Source organism: Curtobacterium sp. MCBA15_013, from assembly GCF_001865095.1.
Taxonomy (GTDB): domain Bacteria; phylum Actinomycetota; class Actinomycetes; order Actinomycetales; family Microbacteriaceae; genus Curtobacterium.
Genome location: NZ_MJGQ01000006.1, coordinates 232218 through 250201, shown reverse-complemented (window position 1 = coordinate 250201; position 17984 = coordinate 232218). Strand labels below are relative to the sequence as shown.

Annotated in this window: 16 protein-coding genes; 10 read left to right on the top strand and 6 right to left on the bottom strand. The window is 69.9% G+C overall.

All coding sequences use genetic code 11. The features are described 5' to 3' along the window. Positions 1-2273, bottom strand: a 2273-nt coding sequence (locus tag BIV01_RS05285) for a hypothetical protein (RefSeq protein WP_139199222.1), incomplete at its 3' end; no start/stop codon positions are given. A gap of 68 nt (positions 2274-2341) precedes the next feature. After that, the gene (locus BIV01_RS05280) at positions 2342-3544 is read right to left on the bottom strand and encodes a class I SAM-dependent methyltransferase (RefSeq protein ID WP_071294795.1); all 1203 of its coding nucleotides are present in this window, start codon (positions 3542-3544) and stop codon (positions 2342-2344) included. Between the two features lie 163 nt (positions 3545-3707). Between BIV01_RS05280 and groES the strand changes: the two genes are divergently transcribed. Both groES and rarD read left to right on the top strand, forming a co-directional pair. After that, the gene (groES, locus tag BIV01_RS05275; protein ID WP_017885484.1) at positions 3708-4004 is read left to right on the top strand and encodes a co-chaperone GroES; all 297 of its coding nucleotides are present in this window, start codon (positions 3708-3710) and stop codon (positions 4002-4004) included. A 132-nt stretch (positions 4005-4136) separates the two neighbouring features. Continuing rightward, complete coding sequence (gene rarD / locus BIV01_RS05270; RefSeq protein WP_070417709.1) at positions 4137-5099, top strand: EamA family transporter RarD; 963 nt, start codon at positions 4137-4139, stop codon at positions 5097-5099. 226 nt (positions 5100-5325) lie between these two features. Here rarD and BIV01_RS05265 read toward each other — a convergent pair whose 3' ends face one another. The 3 genes from BIV01_RS05265 to guaB form a co-directional block, all read right to left on the bottom strand. Next, on the bottom strand, positions 5326-6660 hold the full coding sequence (locus BIV01_RS05265) for an ABC transporter substrate-binding protein (RefSeq protein ID WP_071294794.1): 1335 nt from the start codon (positions 6658-6660) through the stop codon (positions 5326-5328). Between the two features lie 233 nt (positions 6661-6893). Then, positions 6894-7277 carry a VOC family protein gene (locus BIV01_RS05260; protein WP_070417710.1) on the bottom strand — a complete coding sequence of 128 codons (384 nt, stop codon included), beginning with the start codon at positions 7275-7277 and terminating at the stop codon, positions 6894-6896. Between the two features lie 78 nt (positions 7278-7355). Then, the gene (gene guaB / locus BIV01_RS05255; RefSeq protein WP_070417711.1) at positions 7356-8858 is read right to left on the bottom strand and encodes an IMP dehydrogenase; all 1503 of its coding nucleotides are present in this window, start codon (positions 8856-8858) and stop codon (positions 7356-7358) included. Positions 8859-9213: 355 nt separating this feature from the next. On the opposite strand from guaB, the gene BIV01_RS05250 reads away from it, so the two are divergent. The 7 genes from BIV01_RS05250 to BIV01_RS05225 all read left to right on the top strand — a co-directional run bounded on the left by BIV01_RS05250 (position 9214) and on the right by BIV01_RS05225 (position 16786). Next, entirely contained in the window at positions 9214-10566 is a 1353-nt protein-coding gene (locus BIV01_RS05250) for a branched-chain amino acid ABC transporter permease (RefSeq protein ID WP_071294793.1), read from the top strand. 11 nt (positions 10567-10577) lie between these two features. Beyond that, positions 10578-11564 (top strand): branched-chain amino acid ABC transporter permease, encoded by a 987-nt coding sequence (locus BIV01_RS05245; protein ID WP_071294792.1) that lies wholly within the window; start codon positions 10578-10580, stop codon positions 11562-11564. Then, positions 11557-12444, top strand: coding sequence for an ABC transporter ATP-binding protein (locus BIV01_RS05240; RefSeq protein WP_070417714.1), 888 nt, complete (start codon positions 11557-11559; stop codon positions 12442-12444). Before BIV01_RS05245 ends, BIV01_RS05240 begins: the two co-directional genes overlap by 8 nt. Continuing rightward, the gene (locus BIV01_RS05235; RefSeq protein ID WP_071294791.1) at positions 12441-13262 is read left to right on the top strand and encodes an ABC transporter ATP-binding protein; all 822 of its coding nucleotides are present in this window, start codon (positions 12441-12443) and stop codon (positions 13260-13262) included. The genes BIV01_RS05240 and BIV01_RS05235 overlap by 4 nt, the downstream gene beginning before the upstream one ends. A gap of 200 nt (positions 13263-13462) precedes the next feature. After that, complete coding sequence (locus BIV01_RS19270; protein WP_139199221.1) at positions 13463-13648, top strand: hypothetical protein; 186 nt, start codon at positions 13463-13465, stop codon at positions 13646-13648. A gap of 66 nt (positions 13649-13714) precedes the next feature. Next, positions 13715-14836: a GuaB3 family IMP dehydrogenase-related protein gene (locus BIV01_RS05230; protein WP_071294790.1), complete on the top strand. Its 1122-nt coding sequence runs from the start codon at positions 13715-13717 to the stop codon at positions 14834-14836. Between the two features lie 60 nt (positions 14837-14896). Then, positions 14897-16786 (top strand): glycerol-3-phosphate dehydrogenase/oxidase, encoded by a 1890-nt coding sequence (locus BIV01_RS05225; RefSeq protein WP_071294789.1) that lies wholly within the window; start codon positions 14897-14899, stop codon positions 16784-16786. 54 nt (positions 16787-16840) lie between these two features. Here the strand turns inward: BIV01_RS05225 and BIV01_RS05220 are convergent, their stop codons facing one another. Then, positions 16841-17353 (bottom strand): hypothetical protein, encoded by a 513-nt coding sequence (locus BIV01_RS05220; RefSeq protein WP_071294788.1) that lies wholly within the window; start codon positions 17351-17353, stop codon positions 16841-16843. Between the two features lie 99 nt (positions 17354-17452). Here BIV01_RS05220 and BIV01_RS05215 point away from each other — a divergent pair, with 99 nt between their 5' ends. Next, a complete protein-coding gene (locus BIV01_RS05215; RefSeq protein ID WP_022906983.1) occupies positions 17453-17983 on the top strand; it encodes a cation:proton antiporter regulatory subunit in 531 nt (176 codons plus the stop codon). The last annotated feature ends 1 nt before the right edge of the window (position 17984 follow it).

Sequence of the window (17984 nt, the reverse complement as noted above, 5' to 3'; positions counted from 1 at the left end):
CGGAGCGCGGGCTCGGTCGCACCGTCCCGCGCCGTGAACTCGTGGGTCGTCTTGTCCTCGTCACCGAACAGCTGGTGGATCGTGATCCGGTAGGACTCCCCGGGGAGCTTGCGCGTGGTGTGATCGAACGCTCCGTTGGCGTCGGCGCGGACGAACTCCTGGGCCCCGTCGTCCACTCGAACGCTCAACGACGTGTACGGGGACGCCGTGCCGACGAGGCGAGCGCCCTCGCCCTTGAAGAACGTCTTGTCGGAGGTCAGGCGCGTCGGAACGTACTCCACGCCTTCCTGCAGTGATCGGAACTCGTGCACGGTCGCTGCGTCGGCGTCCTGCTGCACGGTCACGGACAGCTTCGGGTCTCCGTCCGACAACGCCACCGATCGCTTCGAGGTGAACGAGAACTGTCCGGTCGGGGACGCGACGACCGCTCCGCCCAGCGGGATGTTGATCACCGCGTCCTGAGCCGAGATCCTCACCGTCGCGCCGGGGCGTGCGGTCCCCTCGACACGGAGCGGTGTGCCGCTCAGGTACTGCTTCGGCGACGTCACGCGCACGTCGGTCTCGGTGGCGTCGGTGAGCGTGCGCTCGACGGTGCGGGCGGTCGACCCGGAACCCGTGTGGACCCGGATCTGGAGCCCACCCGTGACGGTGACGCCCTTCGGGCTGGTGATCCTCCAGTCACCGTCGGCGTCCGCGCGTCCGTCCAAGAAGTTGCGGGGACCGAACTCCACGCCGACGAACGCGTGGGGTTCGGCGGTGCCGGAAACGGTCACAAGGTGACCCGGCGCGTAGTCGGTGGTGTCGACGGTGAGGTGACGTTCACTGGTGTCGACGGTGAGGGCGCGTTCGATGGTGCGTGTGCTGCTGCCGGTGCCGCTGCTGACGGTGAGGGTGATGCCCTCGGTTTCGGTGACGTTCTTCAGGCTCGTGATGCTCCACTTGCCGTCGTCGTCTGCGCGGCCGGTCTCCGAGTTGTTGACGCGTCCGAAGCTGACGGCGATGAACGCGCGCGGTTCGGCGGTGCCGGTGGCGGTGACGAGGTCCCCGACGCGGTACTTCGTGGTGTCGACCGTCAGGTGGCGTTCGCTGGTGTCGACGGTGAGGGCGCGTTCGATGGTGCGTGTGGAGTCGCCGGTACCGGTGCTGACGGTGAGGGTGATGCCGTCGGTCTCGGTGACGGACTTCGGGCTCGTGATGCTCCACTTGCCGTCGTCGTCGGCGCGTGCGGTGTCGGAGTTGTTGACGCGTCCGAAGCTGACGGCGATGAACGCTCGGGGTTCGGCCGTGCCGGTGGCGGTGACGAGGTCCCCGACGCGGTACTTCGTGGTGTCGACCGTGAGCGGCCGTTCGCTGGTGTCTCGGGCGAGGGTGTGCTCGATCGTACGCAGGCTGGCGCCGGCGCCGGTGCTGACCTGGAGGGTGAGCCCGTCGGTCGCCGTGGCCGCGTACATGCTGGTGATGCGCCAGTTGCCGTCGTCGTCGGCGCGGCTGTCGACCGTGTCGTTGGAGCGGAACCGGACGTGGACGAACGCTCCGGGTTCGGCGGTGCCGCTGACGGTGACAAGGTCATCGACGCGGTACTTGTCCGTGTCGACCGTCAGGTGGCGCTCACTGGTGTCGACGGTGAGCGTGCGCTCGATGGTGCGCGCGGTCTCGCCGATACCGGTGCTGACCTCGAGGGAGAGTCCATTGGTGGCGGTGGCCGGCCGCAGACTGGTGATGCTCCAGTTGCCACGGTCGTCGGCACGGCCGGTCTCGGAGTCCTTGCCGCCAAAGACGACCGCGATGAGCGCGCGCGGCGATGCGGTGCCCTTCACGGTGACGAGGTCGCCCACGCGGTACCTGGTGGTGTCGACCGTGAGCGGCCGTTCGCTGGTGTCGTGGGCAAGGGTACGGGTCACGGTCTCGGCGTCGTTCCCGGTCCCGGCGGTCACAGTGATCGAGAGACCGGCCGTGCTCAGCACGGCGCGCTCGCTGGTGATGGTCCAGCGGCCGTCGGCGGCGGCACTCTTCCGGACGAGGTCTCGATCGCCGAACAGGACACCGACGCGCGCACCCGGCGCTGCGGTACCCGTCACGGTGACGGTGTCGCCGGCACGGTAGGTGGTGGTGTCGACGGTGAGTGCGGCGCGGGGCGCATCCGAGACCGCCAGTACGGTGGCGGGTGCGACGGCGACTGCAGGGACCGACAGCGCGAGTGGCGCGAGGAGCGCCAGACCGGACGTGCCGACGACGAGGAGGCACCGGGACATGGGTGAGGGGGAGTGCTTCATGCTGAACCTTTCGGAGCGGACAGCATTCAGGATGTCACATATCGAAAAGTCGCTACTGAGTGCGATGCCTACCCGGCCACGTCTCCCAGCCGCTCGCACAGGATCGCGGCGTGCCGTCCCTCCAGACGGGTGAGCACGAGCGTGACGCGCCCCCGTCCGCGCAACCGCAACCGCTTCCGGAACTGCGCCGGGTCCACGTCGACCCCGCGCTTCTTGATCTCGACGGTCCCGATGTCGTCCGCCGCGAGTCGCGCGGCGAGCTGCTTCACGTCGAGCGGCATCGTGTCGAGCACCCGGAAGCCCTGCGCGAACGGTGTCGTGACGGCCCGGTCCGAGGTGACGTACGCGATGCCGTCGGACAGCATCCGGCCGTCGAACGACCGGGCGAGGTCGCCGATGAGCCGCGCACGGATGACCGCTCCGTCGGGCTCGTACAGGTACGCGCCGAGCGCGCCGACCTCGACGTCCGCGGCGTCGGCGTCGCCCGTGAGCTCGGCGATCCCGTGCGCCCCGATGACGGTCGCGGCACGGCGGACACCGGGACGGGCGAGGGGGCCGAACCAGAGGGCGAGCTCGACGACCTCGCGGTCCACGGAGGTCCACTGCGCCTCGGCGGGGTCCGGGATGAGGTCGCGGTCGACGCCCGGCCCGAGCTTCACACCCGTCGGGGTCGTCGTGGCGGCGGCGAACACGGTGTCGAGCGACGGGGACCAGTCGTCCGGGTCGGCGAGGCGCTTCGTGTTCGCGTGGCCGGAGGTCCGGCGCGCCGGGTCCATCCAGACCCCGTCGACGCGGGACAGGTCGAACGAAGCGGCGTCGCCGAGCTCCACCCGTGCGGAGTCCCAGAGCGACAGGTTGTGCGTCGCGACGGCCGCGGTGGCCTCGTCACGGTCGACGGCGGTGACCTCGAGGTCGAGCGCCGCCATCGCCATCGCGTCCCCGCCGATGCCGCACCCGAGGTCGGCGACCCGGGTGAGCCCAGCGGCGGCGAAGCGTCCGGCGTGCTGGGCGGCGACCTGCAGCCGGGTCGCCTGCTCGAGGCCGGCCTCGGTGAAGAGCATGCGGGAGGCGAAGTCCCCGAACTTCCCACGGGCCTTCTGCCGGAGCCTCGCCTGCGTCAGGACCGCCGCGACGAGGCCCGGATCGTGTCCTTCGGAGCGCAGTCGTGAGACGACCCGGACGATCTCACCACCGTCGGACACGGCCGGGGTACGGTCGAGCAGGGCCATCCCCTCGGGGGTCAGCAACTGGGCGAGATCGGCGGCTTCCACCCGACGATCCTCCCAGGTCGCCGAGAGCCCGGTCGGACGTTGGCACTCGGATTGACCGAGTGCCAACGACGCCCTAGAGTTGGGGCGGTTGGCACTCTCCTGTGCGTAGTGCCAACACGGTTTTCATCTGTACCGAGTCAGTACCGAGAAAGAAGAGGTCACCGTGGCCGTCAGCATCAAGCCGCTCGAGGATCGCATCGTCATCCGCCAGGTCGAGGCGGAGCAGACCACCGCTTCCGGTCTGGTCATCCCGGACACCGCGAAGGAGAAGCCCCAGGAGGGCGAGGTCGTCGCCGTGGGCCCGGGTCGTATCGACGACAACGGCAACCGCGTCCCGCTGGACGTCGCCGTGGGTGACAAGGTCATCTACTCGAAGTACGGCGGCACCGAGGTCAAGTACTCGGGCGAGGACCTCCTCGTCCTCTCGGCGCGCGATGTCCTCGCGGTCATCGTGCACTGAGTCCAGTACACATCGCGAATGCCCCGTTCGGCTCCGGCCGGGCGGGGCGTTCTCGCGTTCCGCGCCGGGTCGGCGGGTCCAGGAGGCGCGGCTCGACCCCGCACCGTCGGTGCCCGTTCCTAGGATGGTTCCGTGAGTGAACCGTCCCCGGCGCGCCCGGCCCGCAGCGAGGCATCCGTCGGCGTCGTGCAGGCGATCATCGCGTACGGGCTGTGGGGACTCATGCCGCTGCTCTTCGCGGCGATGGCCCCCGCCGGCGCGTTCGAGATCGTCGCCTGGCGGATCGTCTTCGGGCTGGTGTTCTGCGCGATCGCGATCGCCGTCACCCGCTCCTGGCTCCGGACCCGCACCCTGATGGCCCAGCGTCGGGTGATGCTCGTGATGGGCCTCGCGGCCGTGCTCATCCTGGTGAACTGGACCGTGTACGTCGCGGCGACGACCACGGGCCACACGGTCGAGGCGGCGCTCGGGTACTTCATCAACCCGCTCGTGACGATCGCGCTCGGTGTCGTGGTGCTCCGCGAACGCCTGCGTCCGCTGCAGTGGACCGCCGTCGGCATCAGCATCGTGGCCGTCGTCGTCATCGCGGTGGGCTACGGACAGATGCCGTGGATCTCCCTCGTGCTGGCGTTCTCGTTCGGCCTGTACGGGCTCGTGAAGAAGCGGGTCGGTGGCACGGTGGACGCCCTGAGCGGCCTGACGATCGAGACCGTGTGGCTGCTGCCGATCGCCGTGGTCGCCCTCGTGGTGCTCGGCGCGACCGGCCTCGGCGGCGGGGTGACGTTCACGAGCGAGGGCTGGGTGCACGTCCTCGTGACGGTGCTGACCGGGCCCGCGACGGCCGTGCCGCTGCTGCTGTTCGCGTCGTCCGCCCGTCGGGTGAGCCTGTCGACGCTCGGGCTGACGCAGTACCTCGCGCCGGTGATGCAGCTGCTCGTCGGGGTGGTCGTGCAGCACGAGCCGATGTCGGGTGCCCGGTGGTTCGGCTTCGGGATCGTCTGGCTCGCCCTGGTCATCCTGACGGCCGACTCGTTCCTGGCCGCTCGGGCATCGCGGCGCCGGGCGGTGGCGCCCACCGCGGCCGAGCCGGTCTGACGGGGCCGAGCCGCGCCTCCAGGGCCCGTGTCCTGTCCGCCTGCCGGCCTGCCTGCCTGCCGGCCCGCCCGCCGGGCCCCGAGTCTCGGCCCGGCGGACAGTTTCGCGCCGTGTCCGCCACGGAACTGTCCGCGCAGCCGAGTCTCGGCCCGCCGCCGGCGCCGCCGCCGCACGCGACAGCGCCCCGCGGCCGGGCCGCGAGGCGCTGTCGATCCGGTGCTGCCGACTACTTCTTGACCGAGCCCTGGATCGCGCTCTGGTAGACGGGCTTGTTGTCGCCGTCGAACTTGTAGATGCCGATGTAGGCGCTCGACGGGTCGTTGTTGTCGTCGAACGGACCGATGCCCGACGGACCCGTGTAGTGGATGTCCTCACCCTTGTCGAGCAGGGCGACGCAGTCCTTGAACGTCGAGCACTCCGTGCCGCCGTCGGCACCGGACACCGCGGCCATGTTGGCCTGGATGGTGCCGGAGTCCGTGCCCTTGCCCTTCACCGCGGCCAGGGCGGCGAGGACGGTGGCGTCGTACGACTCAGCCGCGTACGAGTAGTCGGCGAGGTCCTTGCCCGACGACTTCTTGTAGTAGGCGGAGAGCTGGGCCTTGAACTCGTCCTTCGGCGAGGCACCGGGGATGGTGCCCTGCGCGCCGGTGAGCGTGCCCTTGTCGAAGTCCTTCGAGTAGTCCGCTGTGTTGCCGTCGGACATGTAGATCTTCGACATGTCGGCGTCCTGCGACTTCAGCTCCGGGATGATCGACTTCGTCTCGTCGAAGGCCAGGACGACGATGGCGTCCGGCTTCGTGGCGAGCGCCGCGGTCACCTCGGACGAGAAGGTCGTCTGGCCGGGCGGGAACTCCTGGCCCTTGCCCTTGCCGCCGTAGACGACGGATCCGCCCGAGTCCTCGATCGCCTTCTGCACGGTGTTGCGGAGACCGGTGCCGTAGGTGTCGTTGAAGACGAGGAACGCGACCTTGGCGTTGCCGTCACCCGTGACGAGCTGGCCGAGCGCCGATCCCTGCACTGAGTCCGGCGGAGCGGTCCGGTAGTAGTACGACGAGTAGCCGGACAGGTCCGACGCGGTGTTCGCGGGGGAGATCTCCACGATGCAGTTGCTCGTGAGCTGGTCGATGACGTTGAGCGTGACGCTGGAGGACTCGGCGCCGATCGCGACCGGGACCTTCGCGTTCACGAGCTTCGTCGCCGCGGAGCTCGACACCGTCATGTCGTTGCTGTCACCGGAGTCGGTGGCGGGGTCGATGGTGACGTCCTTGTCGAGCACACCGCCGGCGGCGTTGATGTCCTGCACCGCGAGTCCCACACCGGACTCCGCGGGCGGGTTCAGGTAGGCGAGCGAACCGGTGAGCGGGAGGATCGTGCCGATCTTCAGCGCGTCGGTGCCCGGGGTGTCGGGGGCCTTGCAGCTCGCGGCGGGGTCCTTCTTCGCGCCTCCCGACGCGGAGGAGGACGGTGAGGTGCCGCCGCTGGTGGTGGAACAGGCGGCGAGGAGGAGCGCCGCCGCTCCTGCCACTGCCAGTGCCGTGGTGGCACGGGTGGTTCTGATCATCCGTGGAGCCCTTTCTCTGCGCGGAACCTCAGGTCCCGCTGGGGATGTGAGAGAACGTAGGGTCACGGTGTTTCAGCCGCGTGACGGGGCGGTACGCAAAGTGTTTCGTTACCCAGCCGTGACGCGAGGTCTGCGGAAACCCGCGGGTCTCGAGCCGAGCGCCCGGGCGCGGTCGACCGGACCCGCGCAGTCCGGACAGGGACGCCGGCCGCCCGGGTGGAGGCTGGCCGGGGTCAGGCGTCGAGCTCGGCCTGGGACCGGAGGACGCAGAACTCGTTCCCCTCAGGGTCGGCGAACACCACCCAGCCGCCGCTCGCCGTGCGTCGGTCGGCCAGCTCGAGCGCACCGATGCCCCGCAGCCGCACGACCTCTTCGTCGCGGGTCCGGTCGGTCGGCCGCAGGTCGAAGTGGATGCGGTTCTTCACGGCCTTCGCTTCCGGCACCTCGATGAAGAGCACGTGGTGCGAGCCGTCGGGAGCGACGATCATGCACTCCTCGTGCCCGGGCGCGTTCGGGTCGTCGGCGACGTCGACGTAGCCGAGGACCTGCTTCCACCACTCCGAGAGCGTGTAGGCGTCACGGCAGTCGATCGAGGTGTGGGACACGGCGCTGACCATGCCGCGACCCTACTGCCGACCGACGACGAACGCCCCCGCTCCGTCCGGGAGCAGGGGCGTTCGCGGGTGCGGGTCGGGTCAGCGGCTGTAGTTCGGCGCCTCGACGACCATCTGCACGTCGTGCGGGTGCGACTCCTTGAGCCCGGCCGGGGTGATCCGGACGAACTTGCCGCGGGCCTTGAGCTCCGGGACGGTCCGGCCGCCGACGTAGAACATCGACTGCCGCAGGCCGCCGACGAGCTGGTAGACGACGTTCGCCACCGAGCCGCGGTACGGGACCTGGCCCTCGATGCCCTCCGGCACGAGCTTGTCGTCCGAGGGGACGTCGGCCTGGAAGTAGCGGTCCTTCGAGTACGAGGTCTTCTTGCCGCGGGTCTGCAGGGCGCCGAGGGAGCCCATCCCGCGGTAGGCCTTGAACTGCTTGCCGTTGACGAACACCAGGTCACCGGGCGACTCGTCGGTGCCGGCGAGGAGCGAGCCGAGCATCACGGTGTCGGCACCGGCCACGAGGGCCTTCGCGATGTCGCCCGAGTACTGCAGCCCGCCGTCGGCGATGACCGGCACACCGGCCTCACGCGCGGCGAGGGAGGCCTCGTACACGGCGGTGACCTGCGGGACGCCGACACCAGCGACGACGCGCGTCGTGCAGATCGATCCCGGGCCGACGCCGACCTTGACGGCGTCGACGCCCGCGTCGATGAGCGCCTGGGCGCCCTCGCGCGTGGCGGCCTGCCCGCCGATGACGTCCACCGCGGCGAACGCCGGGTCGGCCTTGAGACGGCGGACCATGTCGAGCACGCCGGCGCTGTGGCCGTTGGCGGTGTCGACGACGAGGACGTCCACGCCGGCCTCGCGCAGCGCGGTCGCGCGCTCCCAGGCGTCGCCGAAGAAGCCGATCGCGGCACCGACCCGCAGGCGTCCGGCGTCGTCCTTCGTGGCGTCCGGGTACTTCTCGCTCTTGTCGAAGTCCTTGACGGTGATGAGACCGCGGAGCTTGCCGTCCTCGTCGACGAGGGGGAGCTTCTCGATCTTGTGCTCGGCGAAGATCGCGACGGCGTCGTCCGGGTCGATGCCGACCGGAGCCGTGATGAGCGGGGCCTTCGTCATGACGTCGCGCACGAGCGTGGTCTGCTGCTCGAACGGCGCCACGAACCGCATGTCGCGGTTGGTGATGATGCCGACGAGGGTGCCGTCACCCTCGACCACCGGCAGGCCGGAGACGCGGAACTGTCCGCAGAGCGCGTCGACCTCGGCCACGGTGGCGTCCGGGCTGGTGGTCACCGGGTTGGTGATCATGCCCGACTCGCTGCGCTTGACCTTGTCGACCGCGGCCGCCTGGTCGGCGATCGACATGTTGCGGTGCAGGATCCCGATGCCGCCCTGTCGGGCCATGGCGATCGCCATGCGGGCCTCGGTCACGGTGTCCATCGCCGCGGAGAGCAGCGGGACGTTGACCGTGATGCGCTTGGTGAGCCGGGACGCGGTCGACGCCTCGCTCGGGATGACGTCGGTGTACCCCGGCAGGAGCATGACGTCGTCGTACGTGAGTCCGATGAATCCGAACGGATCCGGCTGGTCCATGGGTCCCCTTCGTGGGCGAGGTGAAGTGGTCGAGACACCGGGAACGCTGCGGCGGGTTCCGGATAGACCATGGTAACGCGCAGGCGCTCTTCCGCATTCCGCCCCGTGGACACCCGTGAGCAGCCAGGAGGCGCGGTGCGGCCCCGTCCCGGGACCTCCGTCCGGCCTTCCTCCACAACGTCACAGTTGCGGCACGAATCACACAGGGAACGTGATGGAAACACGGGTGTCACACAATCCCCCTAGCGTCCTCGTCATCCGAACGAGAGGCTCTTCCGTGGGATCCATCACTCCGCCGGGACCTGCACTGCTGCGCAGGTTCCGCCTCCGCCCTGGACGAAAGCGACCGGTCATCATGGCCGTCCTCGTGCTCGCGTTCCTGGCGACCTTCCTGATCGACTGGGCGGTGACGCTGCCGGCGATCGGCGCCACCTCGGCCCCGACCGCGAGCGCATCGGCGTCCGCGAGCACCGCACCCGCCAGCACCCAGCCGTGCACGGTCAGCCCGACGAACGGCTGCATCCAGGGCACGATCACCGACTCGGACCGCGAACCGGTCCCGGGCGTCGACGTCGACGTCGCCGGGCCGGGTGGCTTCGCGCAGACCGCGACGACGTCCGACGCCGGGCGCTGGTCGGTGAGCGTGACCGAGGCGGGCAGCTACACCGTGAGCGTCGACCAGGACACGCTGCCCAAGGGCCAGTACCTGACGAACGCGGCGGACGCGAAGCGCACCGTGTCGGCGAGCCTCAACGCGAACGTCGGGCAGATCTTCCAGCTGTCCGACCAGCAGGGCGTCGTCACGAACGACGACGCCACGAGCGTCACGCCCCAGCGCGCCTGGCAGCAGTTCGCGTCCGGCATCCGGCTCGGGCTCCTCATCGCGCTGGCGTCGGTGGGCCTCTCGCTCATCTACGGCACGACCGGCCTGTCGAGCTTCTCGCACGGTGAGCAGGTAACCCTCGGCGGGTTGCTCGCCTACCTCTTCGCGAACCAGCTCGGGTGGAACATCTGGCTGACGGGGGTGGTGGTCACGCTGCTGTGCGCGGCGACCGGCTACCTGCAGGACGCCGGCATCTGGCGGCCGTTGCGGCGCAAGCGCATCAGCCTGACGCAGCTCATGATCGTGACGATCGGGTTGTCGATCGCCGCGCAGTACGCGTTCCAGTACTTCTTCGGCGCCTCGACCGTCCGCATCCAGCAGGGCAACCCCGAGACGGTCCGCTTCGCCGGGGTCACGCTCACGGTGCAGTCGTACGTGGCGATGGGCATCGCGCTCGTCGTCCTCGTCGCGACCGGTCTGTTCCTCGCGAAGACGCGCTTCGGCCGTGCGACCCGTGCGGTGTCGGACAACCCGGCACTGGCCAGCGCGTCCGGCATCGACGTCGACCGGGTGATCCGGTTCGTGTGGACGCTCGCCGCCGGCCTCGCGGGACTGTCGGGCGTGATGCTCGGCCTCGTGCTCAACGGCGTGAACTGGCAGACCGGCCTGCAGCTGCTGCTGCTCATGTTCGCCTCGGTCACGCTCGGTGGCCTCGGGACCGCCTACGGCGCACTCGTCGGCTCGATGATCATCGGCGTCGTCGTGGAGCTCACGAACCTCGTGCTGCCCGGTGACTTCAAGTACGCCACCGCCCTCGTGATCCTCATCCTCATCCTGCTGTTCCGGCCGCAGGGCATCTTCGGCCGCGCCGAGCGGATCGGCTAAGGAGCGCCGCCATGGACTACATCCTCAACCTGCTGTCCTCCCTCACGCAGGAAGCACTCGCCCCGACCACGGCGGCGTTCGCGCTCGCCGCGATCGGCCTCAACGTCCACTTCGGACTCACCGGCCTGGTCAACATGGGCCAGGCGGCGTTCCTGCTGCTCGGCGCGTACGGCTTCGCGATCTCCATCACCAACGGGTTGCCGTTCGTGATGGCCGTCCTGGTCGCGTTGCTCGTGTCGATCGTGTTCGCGATCATCCTCGGCATCCCGACCCTGCGGCTGCGCGGCGACTACCTGGCGATCGTGACGATCTCCGGCGCCGAGATCATCCGCATGGTGGGACGGTCGAGCCTGCTCACCACGACGACCGGCGGCTCGAACGGCATCACCGGGTCGAGCTACCGCGACCCGTTCAACGCCCTCAGCCCGCTCCCCGACGGCACCACCACGCTCCTGTGGTTCACGTACTCGAACAACGGCGTCAACGGCTGGTGGATCCGGATCGCGGCGTGGGGGCTCGTCGCCCTGTTCACGCTCGTGCTGTTCCTGCTCATGCGCAGCCCCTGGGGCCGTGTCGTGAAGGCCATCCGCGAGGACGAGGACGCCGTCCGCTCCCTCGGCAAGAACGTCTACTCGTACAAGATGCAGGCGCTCGTGTTCGGCGGTGCGCTCGGGGCCCTGGCCGGGATCATCTACGTCCTGCCGAGTTCGGTGCAACCGGACGCGATGGGCCGCTCGATGACGTTCTTCATCTGGACGGCGCTCATCCTCGGCGGTGCGGCGACGGTGTTCGGACCGGTGCTCGGCGCCGTGCTCTTCTTCGTCGTCCGACTCGCGATCCGCACCCTCGCCGGTGACTTCATCCCGAACTCGATCATGAACGCGCAGCAGGCCGAGCAGTTCTCCTACGTGCTCGTCGGCGTCGCGCTCATGCTCCTCATCGTGTTCCGTCCACAGGGCCTCCTGGGCAACAAGAAGGAGTTGACGTTCAGTGTCTGAGTCGTACGCCCACCCCAAGAACGACCCGATCCTGGTCGTCGACGACGTCACCCGTCGCTTCGGCGGCATGACCGCGGTCGACGTCGACCACCTCGAGGTCCAGCGCGGCTCGATCACCGCCCTCATCGGCCCGAACGGCGCCGGCAAGACGACGTTCTTCAACCTGCTCACCGGGTTCGACAAGCCGAGCCCCGGCGCGACGACCCGGTTCGACGGCAACACCCTGCAGAAGACCAGCGCCACCCACATCGCGAACAAGGGCATGGTCCGCACGTTCCAGCTCACGAAGGCGCTCAGCCGCCTCACCGTGATGCAGAACATGCTCCTCGGCGCCCGCGACCAGCCCGGCGAGAACTTCTTCGTCGGCCTCGTCCCCGCGCTCTGGCGGAAGCGGGAGCGCGAGATCACGGCGAAGGCCGAGGACCTCCTCGCCCGCTTCAAGCTCGACACGAAGGCCGACGACTACGCGGGCTCGCTGTCCGGCGGGCAGCGCAAGCTCCTCGAGATGGCCCGGGCGCTCATGTCCGACCCGACGATGATCATGCTCGACGAGCCGATGGCCGGCGTGAACCCGGCGCTGACCCAGTCGCTGCTCGGGCACATCCAGTCCCTGCGCGACGACGGCATGACCGTGCTCTTCGTCGAGCACGACATGCACATGGTCCGGCACATCTCGGACTGGGTCGTCGTGATGGCCGAGGGCAAGGTCGTCGCCGAGGGGCCGGCCGACACGGTGATGGACGACCGTGCGGTCATCGATGCGTACCTCGGTGCGCACCACGACACCGACCTCGGTGACGACTCGCTCCTCAACGAGGAGACCTACGAGGAACTCGCCGAGGAAGTAGCGGAAGAAGACGAGCAGGAGGCGACCCGATGACCGACGCAAGCGAGCCCACGAACGCGAGCAGCGCCTCCAGTCCGTCGCCGGCGACCGCCGCCCCGGCGGCCACGCTGGAACGCGAGCCCGTGCTCAGCGCGAAGAACCTCGTCGCCGGCTACCTGCCGGGGGTGAACATCCTGAACGGCTGCGACCTCGACTGCTACCCGGGCGAGCTCATCGGCATCATCGGGCCGAACGGCGCCGGCAAGTCGACGCTCCTCAAGGCCCTGTTCGGCCTCGTGTCCATCCGCGAGGGCTCCGTCACCCTGCAGGGCGACGACATCACCAACCTCAAGGCGAACAAGCTCGTGCAGGCCGGTGTGGGCTTCGTCCCGCAGACGAACAACGTCTTCCCCTCGCTCTCGATCGAGGAGAACCTGCAGATGGGCCTGTACCTGCGACCCCGGAAGTTCGCCGAGCGGCTCGAGGTCATCTACGACCTGTTCCCCGTCCTCGGACAGCGGAAGGGCCAGCGTGCCGGATCGCTGTCCGGCGGTGAGCGGCAGTCGGTCGCGATGGCCCGGGCGCTCATGATGGACCCGAAGGTGCTGCTGCTCGACGAACCCTCCGCGGGGCTGTCGCCCGTGCGCCAGGACGAGACGTTCATCCGCACACGCCGGATCAACAAGGCCGGTGTGTCGATCGTCATGGTGGAGCAGAACGCGCGACGCTGTCTGCAGATCTGCGATCGTGGGTACGTGCTCGACCAGGGGAAGAACGCGTACTCGGGCACCGGGAAGGAGCTCGCCGACGACCCGAAGGTCATCGAGCTGTACCTGGGGACGCTCGCCAAGGACGTCGACTCCGCGCGCTGAGCGAGCGGTGTCGACCGTGGGTGCCGCTGTGGGGGCGGTACCCGCACCGAGTGGGGTCGTGCGTGGACGCTCAGCGCCGCACGGCCCCGCTCCTCATGCGGACCGGTGCGCGGCCCACGTCGCGGGGACGGCGCGTCGTCGGGACGGCGCGTCGTCCAGGAGGCGCGACCCGCCCCCGCCGGGTCGCTATCGTCGGTCGCGTGCGGACTCCCGGCCCCCTCGTGCTCGACGCCCTCGTGTGGCTGGTGTTCGCCGTGCTCTTCGTCGGGGCGGCGCTGCTCGTGAAGGTCGCCGCGGCGCTGGTCGGCGTGCTGGTGGTGCTGGCGCTGCTGCTCGGGCTCGTCCTGCGGACGCTCCGCAGGCGCCGCGCACGCCGGACGCGCTGACGTCCGCCGCGCGCCCTGCCCGTCGCGCCCGTGTCACCCGGGGGACACGACCGCTAGGCTTGCCGGGTGAGTGAAGTCGAGATCGGTGCTGGCAAGCGCGGACGTCGGGCGTACGCGTTCGACGACATCGCGGTGGTCCCCTCGCGGCGCACGCGTGACCCGCGTGACGTGAGCGTGCAGTGGTCGATCGACGCGTTCACGTTCGAGTCGCCGATCCTCTCGGCCCCGATGGACTCCGTCGCCTCGCCCGCGACGGTCATCCAGATGGGCCGGCTCGGCATGCTCGGCGTCCTCGACCTCGAAGGCCTCTGGACCCGCTACGAGGACCCGACGCCCTACTTCGACGAGATCAAGGCGCTCACCGACGGCAACGTCACGAAGCGCATGCAGGAGATCTACTCCGAGCCGGTCAAGGCCGAGCTGATCACCGCGCGCCTGGCCGAGATCCGCGCCGCCGGTGTCCCGGTCGCCGGGTCGCTCAGCCCCCAGCGCACGCAGGAGTTCTCGCAGACCGTCGTCGACGCCGGTGTCGACCTGTTCGTCATCCGCGGCACGACGGTCTCGGCCGAGCACGTCTCGCAGAACACCGAGCCGCTCAACCTCAAGAAGTTCATCTACGAGCTCGACGTCCCGGTGATCGTGGGCGGCGCCTCGACCTACACGGCGGCCCTGCACCTCATGCGTACCGGTGCCGCTGGTGTGCTCGTCGGCTTCGGCGGCGGCGCGGCATCGACCACGCGGGCCGCCCTCGGCATCCACGCCCCGATGGCCACGGCCGTCGCGGACATCGCCGGCGCTCGCCGTGACTACATGGACGAGTCCGGCGGCCGCTACGTGCACGTCATCGCCGACGGCGGGCTCGACACCGCCGGCGACGTCGTCAAGGCCATCGCGATGGGCGCCGACGCCGTGATGCTCGGCACCGCACTGGCCCGCGCGACCGAGGCCCCCGGCGGTGGGTTCCACTGGGGTGCCGAGGCGCACCACCCGGAGCTGCCGCGCGGCCGCCGGGTCGAGGTCGGCACGATCGCCCCGCTCGAGAACGTCCTGAACGGCCCCACCCCGACGTGGGACGGCCGCGCGAACATCGTCGGCGCCCTGCGTCGATCGATGGCCACGACCGGATACTCCGACGTCAAGGAGTTCCAGCGAGTAGAAGTGGTCGTGGCGCCGTACCACCGGAACTGACGGTGGCACCCGCACTCCGGCGCGGGTGACGCCCGGCGTCACCGTGACACGGAGGCGACGATGGCGAAGACCAGCACGAGCACGTCCAGCGCGACCCGGCCCGCCCGGCCCGAGACCGCCGCCCCGGGGGTGGGGTTCGACCCGTCGGCGAAGCTCGGTCCCGACGAACGCGCGGCCGCCATCGAGACCCTGAAGACCAAGGAGCTCGACGTCCTGGTGGTCGGCGGTGGCATCGTCGGTGGCGGCAGCGCACTCGACGCCGTCACCCGTGGCCTGAGCGTCGGCATCGTCGAGGCCCGCGACTGGGGCTCGGGGACCTCGAGCCGGTCGTCGAAGCTCGTCCACGGCGGCATCCGCTACCTCGAGCAGCTGAACTTCGCGCTCGTCCGCGAGGCACTGATCGAACGCGGCCTCCTGCTGCAGCGCATCGCCCCGCACCTCGTGAAGCCCGTCCGCTTCCTCTACCCGCTCAACCACCGCGTGTGGGAGCGCTTCTACATCGGCATCGGCATGGCGATGTACGACGTCTTCAGCTGGTCCGGTGGTCGGCCGCCGGGGGTCCCGCACCACCGGCACCTCAGCCGGAGCCAGGTCCTCAAGAACATGCCCGGCCTCAAGAAGGACGCCTTCGTCGGCGGCATGACGTACTACGACGCCCAGGTCGACGACGCCCGGTACGTCGCGTCGCTCGTGCGCACGGCGGCGTCGTACGGCGCCTCCGCCGCGAGCCGCGTCCGCATCGAGGGCTTCATCAAGGTCGGGGAGCGGGTCGTGGGCGCGCACGCGCACGACATCCAGACGGGCGAGAAGTTCGACATCCGCGCGAAGCAGGTCGTCAACGCGACGGGCGTCTGGACGGACGACACCCAGGCGATGGTCGGTACCCGTGGGCAGTTCAAGGTGCGGGCGTCGAAGGGCGTGCACCTGGTCATCCCACGCGACCGCTTCCAGTCGAACACGGGCATGATCCTCCGCACCGAGAAGAGCGTGCTCTTCGTGATCCCGTGGGGCCGGCACTGGCTGGTCGGCACGACGGACACCGACTGGTACCTCGACAAGGCGCACCCGGCGGCGACCGCGGCGGACATCGACTACATCCTCGAGCACGTCAACAAGGTCCTCGCGGTCCCGCTCACGCGTGAGGACGTCGAGGGCGTGTACGCCGGACTCCGGCCGCTGCTCGCGGGGGAGTCCGACCAGACGTCGAAGCTCAGCCGCGAGCACGTCGTCGCGCACACGGTCCCCGGGCTCGTGGTCGTCGCCGGCGGCAAGTGGACCACGTACCGCGTGATGGGCAAGGACGCCATCGACGAGGCCGTCGCGGCGATGGACGGGAAGATCCCGGGCTCGACCACCGAGGACATCCCACTGCTCGGTGCCGAGGGCTACCCCGCCGCCTGGAACCGACGCGGCCGCACCGCGCGGAGCTTCGGCGTGCACAAGGTCCGCATCGAGCACCTGCTGAACCGCTACGGCACGCTCGCGACCGAGGTGCTGCGGCTCGTGAAGCAGGACCCGTCCCTCGCCGAGCCGCTCCCCGGTGCCGACGACTACATCGGCGCCGAGGTCGTCTACGCGGCCTCGCACGAGGGCGCCCTGCACCTCGAGGACGTCCTCGCCCGCCGCACCCGCATCTCGATCGAGGCGTGGGACCGCGGTGAGTCGGCGGCGCCCGTCGCCGCGAAGCTCATGGCGGACGTGCTCGGCTGGGACCAGGAGACCACCGAGAACGAGGTCTCGAACTACCTCAAGCGCGTCGCCGCGGAACGCGAGTCGCAGCTGCAGCCCGACGACGCCTCGGCGGACCGCGTGCGGCTCGAGGCGCCGGACATCGCCTTCGGCTTCGACGAGGACGACGTGGTGGTCGGCGGTGGCCGGTCGAGCGGTGCCGAGGGTGCCAAGGCGTCCGACGAGCAGGTGGTCGGCGAGAAGACGAGCGAGCCCGAGTAGGACGCGCCCCGTGCCTCCTGGCTCTCGACTGCCTGGAGGCGCGGGTCGGCTCCGTCAGGCAGCGCGCGACCGGTGCGTGGTCCGGCGTGCACTGATCGCCTGGCCGATCACGAGGACGAAGGGGACCGCGGCCAGCGCGATCGCGCTGGTGACGAGGAGGACACCGGCCCAGGCGGTGTGCGCTCCACCGCCGACGCCGTACGCGTCGGCGACGTCCATGCCGAGCCAGAAGCCGCTCCACCAGGTCATCGGACCGCCGAGCGCGACCACCCCGAGCAGGACCGCGGCGGTCACGTACGGCCGTGCACGGGTGACGACGAGGGAGCTGCCGAGGCCGATCGCCAGGGCGACGCCGACGACGGCGATCCCGACGACGGCGGCGATGTCGGTGCCGACCGCGAAGCCCTGGCGCTCGAGTTCCGCGTGGACCTCGCCGAGCGAGGCGCCCGGCACCGCGGCGAGCGGATCGAGCACGAGTGCCTGGACGGCGAGCAGTGCGGCGTAGAGTGCCACCACCGCGATCCCGGTGCCGGCCACCAGCCGGTTGGTCCTGTCCTGCTCGTCCACAGCGTTCCCCCTGTCTTCCCCGTCCACCGGACTGTAGCGGAACGGAATGGACGGACCATCGCGGTGGTTATCATCGGGGTACTCGAAAAGGGAGCCATCATGGTCGACGTCCATCGCGTCAAACTCCCCGGAGTCGGCGTGCTGCACAGCTTCTACACCGACGACGGTGGCAAGTGCGGTGTCATCACGCACCGGTCGGGTCACTCCGACCTCATCTCCTTCGCCGACGTCTCGGACGGCGCCGACAAGTCGGAGAAGGTGTCGCTGCGCCTCAGTGAGGACGAGGCGCACACGCTCGCCGAACTCCTCGGCGGCACGCGCATCACCGAGGGTCTCGACAAGCTCGACGAGATCCCGGGCCTCAGCATCGACTGGTTCTCGGTCGACTACGACGACGCCATCGCCGGCAAGCCCCTCGGCGACCTGCACGACTCGGGCTTCATCGGCCTGACCGTCGTGGCGGTCGTCCGTGGTGACAGCGCCAACCCGGCCCCGTCGTCCGACTTCGTCGTGTTCCCGGGCGACACCATCGTCGTCGCCGGTGCACCCGAGAAGGTCGCGAAGGCGTTCTCGTTCTACCGCAGCGGAGAGCTTGCGGCCGCTGCGGCCGAGGCCCCGCCGAGGAGCTAGC

Excerpts from the sequence above, each read along its gene's own strand:
- BIV01_RS05250 (WP_071294793.1), top strand. The coding sequence starts at position 9,214 with ATGGCCGTCCTCGTGCTCGCGTTCCTGGCGACCTTCCTGATCGACTGG.
- BIV01_RS05235 (WP_071294791.1), top strand. The coding sequence starts at position 12,441 with ATGACCGACGCAAGCGAGCCCACGAACGCGAGCAGCGCCTCCAGTCCG.
- BIV01_RS05260 (WP_070417710.1), bottom strand. The coding sequence starts at position 7,277 with ATGGTCAGCGCCGTGTCCCACACCTCGATCGACTGCCGTGACGCCTAC.
- BIV01_RS05215 (WP_022906983.1), top strand. The coding sequence starts at position 17,453 with ATGGTCGACGTCCATCGCGTCAAACTCCCCGGAGTCGGCGTGCTGCAC.
- BIV01_RS05265 (WP_071294794.1), bottom strand. The coding sequence starts at position 6,660 with ATGATCAGAACCACCCGTGCCACCACGGCACTGGCAGTGGCAGGAGCG.
- BIV01_RS05245 (WP_071294792.1), top strand. The coding sequence starts at position 10,578 with ATGGACTACATCCTCAACCTGCTGTCCTCCCTCACGCAGGAAGCACTC.
- BIV01_RS05225 (WP_071294789.1), top strand. The coding sequence starts at position 14,897 with ATGGCGAAGACCAGCACGAGCACGTCCAGCGCGACCCGGCCCGCCCGG.
- guaB (WP_070417711.1), bottom strand. The coding sequence starts at position 8,858 with ATGGACCAGCCGGATCCGTTCGGATTCATCGGACTCACGTACGACGAC.